The following is a 14034-nucleotide window of genomic DNA, read 5'->3' as shown; positions in this document are numbered from 1 at the left end:
ATTGCATATGAAAACCCTGAAAAACTGGACCGTCGATAAGCAGTCTGCGAATCATCTGGAGCTTCTGGTGGATAATCAGCACCGCCTGTGCCTGTATGTGCTGGAACAAAATCTGTTCCGCGTACTGATTAAGCGCAAAGGCGAGCTGGCGCTGGACCGCACCTGGAGCATCGCGCCGGAACAGGACGTGCCGTGGGAAGGCCGCCATCGTGACGACTTGAGCGGTTTCTCCTGCCCGGCCTGGACCCTGACGCAGCAGGATGACGCAGTGACGGTGGCAACCGAGCAGCTGCGCGTGACCGTCCACCAGCCCCTGTGGCTGGAGTGGCACTACCGTAATGATGCGGGCGAATGGCAGCCGCTGGTCCAGGATCGCCCGACCAGCGCCTACCTGCTGAACGCCCACGGCGATGGCGTGGCGCACTATCTCAGCCGCCGCAAGGACGAGCGTTTCTACGGGCTGGGCGAGAAAGCGGGCGATCTGCAGCGCAACGGCAAGCGCTACGAGATGCGCAACCTGGACGCCATGGGCTATAACGCCGCCAGCACCGACCCGCTCTACAAGCACATTCCGTTTACCCTCACCCGCCGCGATGACGTGAGCTACGGCCTGTTCTACGACAACCTGAGCAGCTGCTGGCTGGATCTGGGCAACGAGATCGACAACTATCACACCGCCTATCGCCGCTGGCAGGCAGAAGCGGGCGACATCGACTACTACCTCTTTACCGGCGCGCGCGCACTGGACGTCACCAAAGCCTTTGTGCGCCTGACCGGGAAAACGCTGTTTGGGCCGAAGTGGAGCCTGGGCTACAGCGGCTCGACCATGCACTACACCGACGCACCGGACGCGCAGAATCAGCTGATGAACTTCATCCGCCTGTGCGAAGAGCACGCCATTCCGTGCGATTCGTTCCAGCTCTCGTCCGGCTATACCTCCATCAACGGCAAGCGCTACGTCTTCAACTGGAACTACGACAAGGTGCCGCAGCCGAAGGCGATGAGCCAGGCCTTCCACGACGCGGGACTGAAGCTTGCGGCCAACATCAAGCCGTGCCTGCTGCAGGATCATCCCCGCTATAACGAAGTGGCGGAGAGCGGCCTGTTCATTCGCGATTCAGAAACCGATGCACCGGAACGTTCCAGCTTCTGGGATGACGAAGGCTCGCACCTCGACTTTACCAACCCGCAGACGGTGCAGTGGTGGCAGAACAGCGTGACCACGCAGTTGCTGGAGATGGGTATCGACTCCACCTGGAACGACAACAACGAGTATGAAGTGTGGGACGGGGAAGCCCGCTGCTTTGGCTTCGGCAAGGAGATCGCCATCAAGCATATTCGCCCGGTGATGCCGCTGCTGATGATGCGCGCCTCGCTGGAAGCGCAGCAGCGTTTTGCGCCGGAAAAACGCCCGTATCTCATCTCCCGCTCCGGCTGCGCCGGGATGCAGCGCTACGTTCAGACCTGGAGCGGCGACAACCGCACTAACTGGGACACCCTGCGCTATAACATCCGCATGGGGCTGGGCATGAGCCTGTCCGGATTATTCAACGTCGGTCACGACGTCGGCGGTTTCTCCGGCGACAAGCCGGACGCCGAGCTGTTCGTGCGCTGGGTGCAGAACGGGGTGATGCATCCGCGCTTTACCATTCACTCGTGGAACGATGACCACACGGTGAACGAGCCGTGGATGTATCCGGGCGTCACGCCTGCCATTCGCGGCGCGATTGAGCTGCGCTACCGCCTGCTGCCGTATCTCTACACCCTGCTCTGGCAGGCGCACGCCGACGACGAGCCGATGCTGCGCCCTACCTTCCTCGACCACGAGCACGACGCGCAGACCTTCGAAGAGTGCGATGACTTCCTGCTGGGCCGCGACCTGCTGGTCGCCAGCGTCGTCGAAGCCGGGCAGCGCGAGCGCCGCGTCTGGCTGCCGGATAACGAAACGGGCTGGTACAATTTTTACACCCACGCGTGGTATGCGGGCGGGCAATCCATCGTCCTTGATGCGCCGCTGGAAAAACTGCCGCTGCTGGTGCGCGCCGGGGCCGGTCTGCCGTTGAGCGAGCGCATCACGCATGTGAGTGCTGAAAAAGATACGACCCGCGAGCTGAAGCTGTTCCCGGTTAAAGGCGTCGGCACAACCACGGGGCTGCTGTTTGAAGACGACGGTGAAAGCTGGGGCTATCAGAAGGGCAATGCGCTGTGGGTGGAATGGGAAATGGAGTGTGATGGCGCAACCATCAACCTGAAGGTCAACGCGCGCGGGGATTATCGTCCTGCGTGGAAGGCGCTGAAGGTGTCGTTACCGGCGGGGGAAAAACGTACGCTGCGGGTGAATGGGGTTGAAGGGAGCGAGTGGGTGATGTAGTGCGGCCTGATGCCCTCACCCTAACCCTCTCCCACTGGGAGAGGGAATAAAGGCACGACGCCTTTCCCTAAGTATTTCGCGCTGCAGGAAGGCGGCAAACCTGTGAATCCCCGGGAGCTTACATAAGTAAGTGACCGGGGTGAACAGGTGAAGCCAACGCATCTGCAGCGTGAAAGACGACGGGAAATTAGCCGTCGATACCTTTACTGCGCAGATAATCTTCGTAGTTACCGGTGAAGTCCACCACGCGCTCTGGCGTAATTTCGATCACGCGGGTCGCCAGTGAACTGACGAACTCACGGTCGTGAGAGACGAAGATCAGGGTGCCCTGATACATCTCCAGCGCCATGTTCAGCGATTCGATCGATTCCATGTCCAGGTGGTTGGTCGGTTCGTCCATCACCAGAATGTTCGGTTTTTCCATCATCAGCTTGCCGAAGAGCATGCGGCCTTTTTCACCACCGGAGAGCACTTTGGCCGGCTTTTTGATGTCGTCCTGGCTGAACAGCAGACGCCCCAAAATGCTGCGCACCGCCTGCTCGTCGTCGCCTTCCTGCTTCCACTGGCTCATCCAGTCGAAGACGGTCAGGTCATTTTCGAACTCGTACTCATGATCCTGCGCGTAGTAGCCAATCTGCGCGTTCTCGGACCACTTCACGGTGCCGTTGTCCGGCTGCAGTTCACCCACCAGGGTTTTCAGCAGGGTAGATTTACCCACGCCGTTAGCGCCCAGAATGGCAATCTTCTCGCCCACTTCCAGCAACAGGTTGAAGTTTTTAAACAGCGGGCCTTCATCAAAGCCTTTGGTAAGCGCCTCAACTTCCAGCGCGTTACGGAACAGCTTCTTATCCTGCTCAAAGCGAATGAACGGGTTCTGACGGCTGGAGGCTTTAACCTCTTCCAGCTTGATTTTGTCGATCTGACGGGCACGCGATGTTGCCTGACGGGATTTAGAGGCGTTGGCGCTGAAGCGGCTCACGAAGGATTGCAGGTCCGCAATCTGCGCTTTCTTCTTGGCGTTGTCGGCAAGCAGACGTTCACGCGCCTGGGTGGCTGCCGTCATGTACTCGTCGTAGTTGCCCGGATATACGCGCAGCTCACCGTAGTCCAGATCCGCCATGTGCGTACAGACCATGTTCAGGAAGTGACGGTCGTGCGAGATGATGATCATGGTGCTGTCGCGGTCGTTCAGCGTCTGCTCCAGCCAGCGGATGGTATCGATGTCCAGGTTGTTCGTTGGTTCGTCGAGCAGCAGGATGTCCGGGTTAGAGAACAGCGCCTGCGCCAGCAGCACGCGCAGCTTCCAGCCTGGCGCGACTTCGCTCATCGGGCCGTAATGCTGTTCAACCGGAATGCCGACGCCCAGCAGCAACTCGCCCGCACGCGCTTCCGCGGAGTAGCCGTCCATTTCGCCGTACTGGGTTTCCAGGTCGGCCACTTTATAGCCGTCTTCTTCGCTCATTTCGGCGAGACCGTAGATACGATCGCGCTCTTGCTTCACTTCCCACAGCTCCGCGTGCCCCATGATCACGGTGTCGAGCACGGTGAACTCTTCGAAGGCGAACTGATCCTGACGCAGCTTACCGATACGCTCGTTCGGATCGAGCGACACGTTGCCCAGCGTCGGCTCTAAATCGCCGCCGAGGATCTTCATAAAGGTGGATTTTCCGCTACCGTTGGCACCAATCAGGCCGTAACGGTTGCCGCCGCCAAATTTGACGGAAATGTTTTCGAACAGCGGCTTACTGCCAAACTGCATAGTGACGTTGCTGGTAACTAACACGGAGAGATTCCTGCGAAAAGTGTGATAAACACGGCATTATGCCACAATTCCGAATTGAGATCCCGTGTTGCGGCAATCCACTAAACTTTAACAAAATCGAAAAAAATGTGATTTCGTACACATCTGAATTCCCTGTTAGCGGGAATGCACATATAATGCGCTCCCATCACAGATTCAGACTTATCAACTCATCGCCTGAATGGCTTAGATACCTCGCACAACATGAACATGAAATTAACAACGCTTTTTGCGGCGGCGTTAGCCGTAGTAGGTTTTTGTAAGACCGCGTCTGCGGTGACGTATCCCCTGCCGACAGACGGAAGCCGTCTGGTGGGTCAAAACCAGGTGGTGACGGTGCCTGAGGGTAACTCTCAGCCGCTGGAGTATTTCGCCGCGCAGTACCAGCTGGGCCTGTCCAACATGCTGGAAGCGAACCCGGGCGTTGACCCGTATCTACCAAAAGCAGGTACCGTGCTGAATATTCCTCAGCAGCTGATCCTGCCGGATACCGTTCATGAAGGCATCGTGATTAACAGCGCCGAAATGCGTCTGTATTACTACCCGAAAGGCACCAACACCGTTATCGTGCTGCCAATCGGTATCGGCCAGCTGGGCAAAGACACCCCGCTGAACTGGACCACCAAAGTAGAGCGTAAGAAAGCGGGCCCAACCTGGACGCCGACTGCTAAAATGCACGCGGAATACATCGCTGCGGGCGAACCGCTGCCCGCCGTTGTGCCGGCCGGCCCGGATAACCCGATGGGCCTGTACGCGCTGTACATTGGCCGTCTGTACGCCATCCACGGCACCAACGCCAACTTCGGTATCGGCCTGCGCGTGAGCCACGGCTGCGTACGCCTGCGTAACGACGACATCAAGTTCCTGTTCGAGAACGTGCCGGTTGGTACGCGCGTGCAGTTCATCAACGAACCGGTGAAAGCGACGTCTGAGCCAGACGGCAGCCGCTACATCGAAGTGCACAACCCGCTGTCCACCAGCGAAGACCAGATCAACAACAACGAGATCGTGCCGATTACGCTGAACAGCGCGGTGCAGTCCGTGACCTCTCAGCCAGACGTGGAAACCACCATCGTCGACCAGGCGATTCAGAACCGTTCGGGTATGCCGGTGCGTCTGAATTAATCACGCGTATTAAAAAAGCGGGCTTCGAGGCCCGCTTTTTTTTATCCGTTATTCACGATAACAATCCCGCCGTGGTCGTAGCGATAGTGGCAGTGGGCATACTCCAGCGGCGTGCCATCTTCCAGATAAATGACCTGCTCCACCTCCAGCACCGGATCGGTTTCCTCACAGACCAGATGCTCTCTGTCCAGCGCGCTGGGCTTTAGCGCCCGCACGACCCGGTATGACCCCATAATTTTCAGCCCCAGGGTTTCCTGAACGTACTGAAACACTGACCCTTCAAGGTGGTTTTTCGTCAGGCCCGGCACCAGATTCATCGGCATCACCGTGGAATCCAGCGACATCGGTTCGCCGTTCAGTAGACGCAGGCGAATGAAGTCGTAGATCGGCGCATCGGCGTTAATCATCAGCGACGCCTGCTCTTTTTCGTTCGGGAAGCGCAGTTCGAAATGCACCACCTGGCTCGTGACCGTACCCAGATGCGCCCAGGTTTTGGTCGCGCCAAAGTAGTCGCTGCCGGAGAGATCCCACTGCGAGAGCTGGAGGAAGTTTTTGCGGATGAACGTCCCCTGACCCTGACGGGTGTAGACCAGCCCTTCGACGATCAGCTGGCGCATCGCCTGCTGAATAGTCATCCGGCTGGTGCTGAACTCCGCCGCCAGTGCAAACTGGTCCGGCAGGGGTTCGTTGGCGGCGTACTGCTGGCTGATAATGCGTTTCTTAATTTCCCGCGCTATGGTGATGTACTTCGCCGCCATCGTCCTTCCTTTCTGTTAGTTTTCTATCCCGCTGTTTTTCAAGGCCACTCGCTCGGCAATTTTGAGGAAAGGCAGGTAGAAGAATACACCAAATACGATGATTGCCAACTGGACCACCACGGCACGCCAGTCCCCCGCCGTCGCCAGCCAGGCGCTGAGGATCGGCGGCGTGGTCCACGGGATCATCACCACGCAGCGGGACATTAACCCCAGCGTGGTGCAGAGCCAGGCGAAGTAAATGCCGATGGCGGGCAGCAGCACAAACGGGATCATCAGCGGCAGGTTAAAGACGATCGGCAGGCCGAAAATCACCGGCTCGTTGATGTTGAATAAGCCAGGTGCCAGCGACAGACGCGCCACCTGCTTCGCCGACTGCTGGCGCGAGAAGATAAAGATGGCGATCAGCAGCGAGATCGTGCTGCCCGTACCGCCCACCATGCCAAACGTCGGCACGAAAATATTGTTGATGATGTGCGGGATCGGTTGTCCGTTGGCGAAGGCCAGCATGTTCTCGTTGGTGTTAATCAGCAGGAACGGCTCCAGCACCACGCTGTTGACCACCGACTGATGAATACCGAGCGTGAACAGAAAGTTGCCGAAACTGTAGATGAAAATCGTCCCCGGCAGGCTGGTGTTGATCAGCCGCAGCGGCTGCTGGATAAAGGTCGTAATGAGGTGGATCAGATCCGTATGCAGCACGTTTGCCAGGATCGCCGCCAGCACCGCGAACAGGGAGAGCGTGAGGATCGTCGGGATCAGCGCGGTAAAGGATTTGCTCACCGCCGGGGGCACGTTTTCCCCCAGCGAAATGTGCAGCGCCTTCAGCCGCGAAATGGCGATGAACAGCTCGGTGGAGAGCAGCCCAATCAGCACCCCGGCGAAAATCCCGGTGGAACCGATATTGGCGAAGGTCAGCACCTGCGTGACGTTCACCACAACCTCGCTGCCAACGGGCGTTACCTGTAAGCGCATCGGCATCATGATGATAAAGCTGCTGACGGCGATAACCACTGCCGAGACCGGATTGTCGAAATCTTTGTTGCGCGCCAGCGACCAGGCAATCATCGGCGCCAGCAGCAGCGCGGCGATGTTCAGCGTGCCGTTAATAATCGCCTCGCCCCACACCTTAAACTGTGTGAGCGTGTCGCCCTCAAAAATCCACGGGAACACCACGTTGTTCACCAGCACCGCCAGACCGGCGAGGATGAAAATCGGCATCACCGTGGCGAAGGCGTCGCGCAGGGATCGCAGGTGCACCTGGTTTGCCAGGCGCGCCGAGAACTCAACAAATTTGTCGACAAAAGACTGCATGTGCGGTGTTATTTTTGCTTCAGACATAGCGGAGTGTTCCCATCAATCAGTCACAAAAACGGCCCGGCAGCGTACGGCTTACATCTCGCGTCCGTTGGTATGGATAACCTGTTTTAACCACGCGTAGCTCTTCTTCGGCACGCGCCTGAGGTCTTTCAGGTCATGATTTTCACGGTTGACGTAGACCACGCCGTAGCGCTTGCGCATGTCACCCTGGGAGCTGAGAATGTCAATCAACCCCCAGCCGAGATAGCCCACTACCTCTGCCCCGTCCTCGAACATCGCCTCTTTCATGGCCTCGATATGCGCCCGGTGGTAGTCGATGCGGTAGGTATCCTCTATGGGGTTTACACCATCCCAGGACTCAATCACCCCAATGCCGTTCTCAATCGGGAATACTGGCATCCGCCAGTCGTTGGCATAGCGGGTGATGATGGTGCGAAAGCCCAGCGGATCGATCTGCCAGTTCCACTCGGTGGCCTTCAGGTACGGATTGTTTTTCTCGCCGTGCAGCAGGTAATAGTTCACCGGCGTGCCTTCCGGGATCGCATCGCTGTCCAGCGTTTTGCTGGCGTAGTAGCTGAAGGCCATAAAGTCGTTCTTCGTGCGCGCAAACAGCGCGAGATCGTCTGCGCGGTAGATATCGCCGAAGCCTTCCTGCTCCACCACCGCCATCACCGCCGGGCTGTAGCCCTGGCCCGCGAAGACGCGCAGCAGGTTCTGGTTGAGGAATTCGTCGTACTGCTGGGCGCAGAAGATGTCACGCGGTTTGCAGGTGGCCGGATAAATCAGCTGGTGCGCCAGCATGCCGCCCATCAGCTTGCCCGGCTTAGTCTGGTGCAGGTACTCGGTCAGCGCCATGTGCGCCACCATGGTGTGATGCTGCACTTCGTACAGATCGCGCAGGGTTTCCTCCCCCTTCATATAGCCGGAGATGCGGAAGGCTATCGGCATGTGGAAAATATTCTGCTCGTTAAAGGTCAGCCAGTACTTCACCCGGTCACCAAAGCAGTCGATCATCTTTTTGCCGTAGCGGATAAACGCCTCCACGACGCGACGATCGTTAAATCCGTTGTACTCCTGTGCCAGCGCCAGCGGCATATCGAAATGGTAGAGGCAGACCATCGGCTCGATACCGCGGGCGATCAGATCGTCGATAAAGCGGTCGTAAAAGGCGATACCCTCGTCGTTAAAATCGCCTTCACCCTGCGGGCAGACGCGGCTCCAGGAGATCTGGAAGCGGTAGCAGTTCATGCCCAGATCCTGCATCAGGTCGAAATCTTCCCGGTAGCGGTGGTAGGAGTCGGTGGCCACTTTCCAGTCAGAGATATTTTCACCGGCTTCGCGAATGTCGTACACCGACATCCCCTTTCCGCCCTCATTCCAGGCCCCTTCCGTCTGCATGCTCGACACCGAGTTGCCCCATAAGAAGTTGGCTGGCAGTGATTGATTCATGGTTGCCTCCTATATGACTAGTCATTTAAATAATATGACTAGTCATATAGCCGGAGATGAAATTTCGATCAAAGGGGAGGAACGATTTTTGTGAGATGGGTTTGAATAATGACGAGGGATGTCTTGCGAACTGCGCCCTGGCAGCAAGTCATATTGCTGCCAGACGTAAATGAGTCTGCGCAATTCAGGGGAAAGATACCGAACCGCCGAACTCCATATAGATTTTTGCCAGATTATTTAACTGGTTAAAGCGATTTTCATACAGTGCCAGTTCGGCCTGACGGCGTTTCTCCTGAGCATCAAGCCAGAAAGAAATTCGCACCGCGCCCTGGCGATAGCGAACTTCGTTTAACCTCTCTGATTTTTTCGCCAGTTCCAGGCCTTCACGTAGAAGCGTCTCCTGTTCCAGGAGTTGATGACGCAAAGCAAGCGCATCTTCTATGCTACTCATCGCCTTGTAAAGTTCCTGTTTAAACTCCAGAACCCGTTGCTCGTAGTCGTTGCGGGCAATCTTCACGTCCATGCCCCTTTCTCTCCATTCCAGGAACGGCAGGGTCAGGTTTGCTCCAACAGAGCCTACAGGATTTTCCAGGAAGGCCATAAGGCTGCTGCTGCTGGTGCCAAGCGAGCCGGTCAGACTAAACGCTGGATAAAATGCAGTACGCTGGACATCAACGGTGGCCAATGCTTCCCGTACCCGCCACTCTTTAGCGCTGATATCGGGTCGATGCCGCAGCACGTTGACCGGGATCTTTCCACTGACCTGCGGCAGTGGTCCCATTGGTAACGTTTTCGGTTCGACTATCGCGCTGCCCGGCGCGGTTCCAAGCAAAACGGCTTGCTGATTGAGCGCCTGTAAACGTTCATTCTTCAACGCCGCCAGCCTGTTTTCCTGCGAAAGCACGCCCTGCTGAGCATCCACAACATCCAGAGAGGAGGCACCGCCCGCGGCATAGCGCGCGTTAGCCAGGCGCAGCGTCTCTTTTGCATAGTCGATGCTTTGTTGCAGGACAGACAGCTGCTGGTTAATAAAGCCTAAGCGCCAGTAATTATTACTGGCATTTGAAAGCAGCGTCAGGCGTGCAGAACGCAGATCCTCTTCCGAGGCAAAACGTGCCCACGCCTTCGCATCGCGCTGCCGCGCTATTTTGCCCCACAGATCCAGCTCATAGCTGGTATTAATACTGGCAACGCTGCCCCTGCTCCAGTGGGCTGAGCTGTTCAGCTGTTTTTTACCGTCAAGCGCGAGCGAACCTTTTAGTCCCGGATCGTTTGTGATGCCAATCCGCTCTTCTTCCAGGCGGGCGCGATAAACACGCAATACTGCTCCAGCAACATCGTTATTGCGCACCATCACCTGCCGCAGCCAGCCGTCGAGGTCTGGATCGTTAAAGGCCTGCCAGTCGAACGGCATCCTCTCCTCCGCAGCATCCGCCTGATACCAGTTGGCAGGGTATTTCACCTCAGGAGGCTGATAGTCGCTTTTCAGAGAGTCGGCGCAGCCAGCACTAAGCAGGACAGCAAGGCATACCGTTAAAGGGGATAATATTTTCATGGGTTACTCGCTGGCCAGTGAAACGACCGGATCCATCCTTGCTGCCTTGCGGGCAGGGAGATAACCAAAGATCATGCCGATTAAAGTTGAGCAGAAGAATGCGGCAGCAGCGGCCTGCCACGAATAAATGGCGGTGAAAATGCCCCCTGCCAGCGCGGTGAACAGCGCTCCGGCGGCATACGACAGTGCAATACCTAACACTCCGCCTATTAGACATACCAGCACAGCCTCAATCATAAACTGCTGCATGATATCGCCCTGACGCGCACCGACCGCCATTCGTACGCCAATCTCATGGGTCCGTTCCGTGACCGACACCAGCATGATATTCATCACCCCAATGCTGCCGATCATCAGCGAGATGCAGGCCACCATCAGAATCAGGATGCTAAAGGTCATTGAGGTCCGTTCGATTGATTGTCGAATCTGCTCGAAATTATAAAGCTGGAAGTCTTTCACGCCGTGGCGTTGAGTGAGAAGCTGAGAAATAGCGCTGACCGCTGCCTCGTTGGCAACATCATCCTTAAGCCTTACGCTGATGCTGGTCAACACCGGTTTTCCTGTCATTCGATACATCACCGTGCTGTAAGGCATCCAGACGTTAATGCGATTAGGCGCATAGCTTCGGCTGTTCCCTTTGGCGATGCCGACAACCCGTGCAGGCACGGAACCCAGAAAAACGATTTGCCCAAGTGCCTTGAGTCCCGCATCGTCAAATAACGCCTTGCGGGCGTTTTCATCAATGATGACTTCCTGCGAGGCATTTCGATCGTCCTGGAAAGTTGATCCCTGCAACAGTTCAATACCGTTTACGCGAAAATGATCGCGCCCAACGCCATTGATCGTGGCGGTAGCGGATTTACCCAGAAAGCGAATGTTGTCGGAAGCGTTAACTTCGGGGCTGACGCTGTCAACAAACCCCTGCTTTGCTAATGCTTCGGCGTCTGCCGGGACCAGTGTACGAATGGCTTCAGTGCTGTCGTCAAAGAAATCCCTTCCCGGGTAGATGCTCACCACGTTGGTTCCAAGCTCCTTGATATTATCAAGGGTTCGCTGTTTCGCGCCTTCTCCCAGTGCCACCACCGTAACAACCGCGGCGATACCAAAAATAATGCCCGTCATGGTTAACGTCGTGCGCAGGCGATGCGCATTCATCGCTTTTAACGCCATGTGCAGGGATTCACGGGTACGGTCAACAATACTTTGCCACCAGCTTTGCTGAACGCTGTCAGGTCGTTTAAGGGCAACCCCGGAGGTAACACGACTGCCGGTATCAGAAATAATTTCACCGTCACGCAGCTCAATAATACGGTTAGCATGCTGCGCTACCTTCATATCATGTGTCACCATAACCACGGTATGGCCACGCTGATTCAGTTCACTGAGTATTGACAGTACCTCCTGACCGGACTGCGTATCCAGCGCGCCGGTGGGTTCATCCGCCAGAATGATTTCACCGCCGTTAATCAGCGAGCGGGCAATACTCACACGCTGCTGCTGGCCGCCTGAAAGCTCTCCCGGCTTATGATGTTCACGACCTTCCAGCCCGAGTCTTCCAAGCAATGTCGCCGCGCGCAGACGGCGCTTTTCGCGCTCACTGTTGGCATAAATCGCCGGAATTTCAACGTTACTTAACGCGCTCAGGTCGGGCATTAAATGATAACGCTGGAAGATAAAACCGATGTGCTCACGGCGGATCCTTGCCAGATCGTCAGGTGAAAGCTGGGCGGCATTTTGACCGCTGATAAAGTAATCGCCACAATCAGGGACATCGAGACAGCCCATAATATTCATCAGGGTTGACTTACCGGAACCGGAGGCGCCGATGATCGCGACCATCTCCCCAGCAGCGATAGTCAAATCAATCCCTTTAAGCACGGTGAGATCCTGTCCACCGTTCCTGTAGGTGCGGCTGATGCCCTTGAGTTCTATGATATTACTCAAGATACAAACCCTTCCCCGGGCGCTTTTTCACCCGGCTGCGATAACACAACATGTTCCCCGACTTTTACACCGTCCAGGATCTGGATATCCACACTGTTAGTAATGCCGGTTTTGACCTCACGGGTTTCCAGCCGGTTATCACTGGTCAATATCTGCACCTGCTGTTTGTTGCCACTCACCTTGTGCACAGCCTGAATCGGCACCAGTAACGTATTGTTAGCTTCTCCAGCCAGCAAGGTCACCTGTGCTGTCATGGCAATTCGCAGCCGATTTTCTGGATTGGGGACATCCAGCAGCGCGTTGTAGTACACCGAAGCATTTGACGTGCCTGACCCTGAGGCTGAGCTACTGCTGGCAAGGCTATCATCTTTCATAACCGACTCAGGTGCCAGTTCAACGGTACGTAACGTGGCGTCATAATGCTTATCCGGCTCAGAGAAAATGGTGAATCTGGCTTTCTGTCCCGGTGAAATTCGCGTGATATCCGCCTCAGAGATCTGGGCTTTAATTGTCATCACGTCCAGACGTGCGAGTTTGATAATGGTCGGCGCACTTTGGCTGGAGTTAACCGTTTGGCCCTGTTGGGTGACAACGGCAATAACAATGCCGTCCATGGGAGCAACAACTTTTGTATAACCCAAATCGACCTTTTTCTTGTCGACATCAATTTGCGCCTGGACGAGTTTGGCATTCAGTGCCGATAGCTCAGCGCGGGTACTGGCCAGCGTGGTTTCAGCCGTTTCGAAATCTTCTCTCGAGCTGGCATCCTCATTTAACATCTGGCGCTGGCGCTTAAAACGCAATGAGGCTTGCTTCAACTGCGCCTGCTTAGCCTGAAGGTCCGCTTTTACCACGTTGAGAGCAGCTTCTGCGTTGCGTAAATCATTCCGCTGCGGCACGTCATCAATTTCAGCGATGAGCTGCCCTTTAGTGACACGATCGCCTAACTTCACCTTCAGCGACTTAACCTGGCCAGAAACCTGTGCCCCAACGTTGACCCGCTCAATCGCATCAATTCGACCGGTAGCAAGTACGGCGTTTTCAATATCGCCGATGCGTACTGGAGCGGTAACATACTCAGGAATCTCGGGGCTTCTCAGGAAGAAGAACAAGGCGATGCTAAAAATAATTAGCAGAGCCGCAGCACAGGTCATTACGCGTCGGGGAGGGAATTTTGTTAACATTACGCAGGTTTTCCATAACGATAAACAGCAGTGAATCAGGCATCATAGTAACATCGCCAGTATTTACGGGAGGTAAACCCGCGCTATTTGGTGAAGTAGCGTCATCGTAGACCCCCGCCATCAATTACACAGAATCACTAGGTCCGCCTGTAAACCGCCGCAAGCGTGGGATTTTGTGCCTAAATCCACAGAGTCCCCTTTTGCTGAGCCCCACCTGCGATTTTTCCCATAATCGATTCATTGTGCATTAAGTGCTTAATTATAGTTGCAACTCACATATGATAATAGTAATTATTATCATTAGCATTTGCACTGATGGTTTATCTGGCAAGGTATACAGAGGTATCAGGAAACAAGCCTCTCCAGGTTTGTTGAACGGTCTCACACTCAACAAATGCATCTGAACACCGCGGCGTGACAGCACGACGCCGCCTGGGCTGTTCAAAAGGACAACGGCGCGTAAGCGTTAATGGAAGCCGGGACAAGGAATTCCCGATTCACCAGCCTACGTCACGGAATAGTCAGCGACA

At 55.8% G+C, this 14034-nt stretch carries 9 protein-coding genes; 2 read left to right on the top strand and 7 right to left on the bottom strand.

Annotation, left to right across the window (positions count from 1 at the left end):
- The first annotated feature begins 7 nt into the window (after window positions 1-7).
- The gene (locus IM314_RS03490; RefSeq protein WP_193359206.1) at window positions 8-2371 is read left to right on the top strand and encodes a TIM-barrel domain-containing protein; all 2364 of its coding nucleotides are present in this window, start codon (window positions 8-10) and stop codon (window positions 2369-2371) included.
- 187 nt (window positions 2372-2558) lie between these two features.
- Here the strand turns inward: IM314_RS03490 and IM314_RS03485 are convergent, their stop codons facing one another.
- Window positions 2559-4154 (bottom strand): ABC-F family ATPase, encoded by a 1596-nt coding sequence (locus tag IM314_RS03485; RefSeq protein WP_041910703.1) that lies wholly within the window; start codon window positions 4152-4154, stop codon window positions 2559-2561.
- A gap of 222 nt (window positions 4155-4376) precedes the next feature.
- On the opposite strand from IM314_RS03485, the gene ldtB reads away from it, so the two are divergent.
- Window positions 4377-5297, top strand: a complete 921-nt coding sequence (gene ldtB / locus IM314_RS03480) for a L,D-transpeptidase (RefSeq protein ID WP_008501186.1) — start codon at window positions 4377-4379, stop codon at window positions 5295-5297.
- 41 nt (window positions 5298-5338) lie between these two features.
- On the opposite strand, the gene IM314_RS03475 is transcribed toward ldtB, so the two are convergent.
- From IM314_RS03475 to IM314_RS03450, 6 genes are all read right to left on the bottom strand, one after another.
- Window positions 5339-6055: a GntR family transcriptional regulator gene (locus tag IM314_RS03475; protein WP_025912880.1), complete on the bottom strand. Its 717-nt coding sequence runs from the start codon at window positions 6053-6055 to the stop codon at window positions 5339-5341.
- Between the two features lie 15 nt (window positions 6056-6070).
- Window positions 6071-7393 (bottom strand): PTS sugar transporter subunit IIC, encoded by a 1323-nt coding sequence (locus IM314_RS03470; protein WP_193359205.1) that lies wholly within the window; start codon window positions 7391-7393, stop codon window positions 6071-6073.
- A 51-nt stretch (window positions 7394-7444) separates the two neighbouring features.
- A complete protein-coding gene (locus IM314_RS03465) occupies window positions 7445-8821 on the bottom strand; it encodes a glycoside hydrolase family 1 protein (RefSeq protein ID WP_193359204.1) in 1377 nt (458 codons plus the stop codon).
- A 184-nt stretch (window positions 8822-9005) separates the two neighbouring features.
- Window positions 9006-10376 carry a TolC family protein gene (locus IM314_RS03460; protein ID WP_041910708.1) on the bottom strand — a complete coding sequence of 457 codons (1371 nt, stop codon included), beginning with the start codon at window positions 10374-10376 and terminating at the stop codon, window positions 9006-9008.
- Window positions 10377-10379: 3 nt separating this feature from the next.
- Window positions 10380-12320, bottom strand: coding sequence for a MacB family efflux pump subunit (locus IM314_RS03455; protein ID WP_023296167.1), 1941 nt, complete (start codon window positions 12318-12320; stop codon window positions 10380-10382).
- On the bottom strand, window positions 12317-13504 hold the full coding sequence (locus tag IM314_RS03450) for an efflux RND transporter periplasmic adaptor subunit (RefSeq protein WP_370529583.1): 1188 nt from the start codon (window positions 13502-13504) through the stop codon (window positions 12317-12319). Before IM314_RS03450 ends, IM314_RS03455 begins: the two co-directional genes overlap by 4 nt.
- Window positions 13505-14034: the final 530 nt, after the last annotated feature.

This window comes from Enterobacter cloacae complex sp. P42RS, assembly GCF_014930595.1.
Taxonomy (GTDB): domain Bacteria; phylum Pseudomonadota; class Gammaproteobacteria; order Enterobacterales; family Enterobacteriaceae; genus Enterobacter; species Enterobacter bugandensis.
Note: the sequence above shows the minus strand (reverse complement) of the source record. Positions and strands in the feature narration are given on the sequence as shown.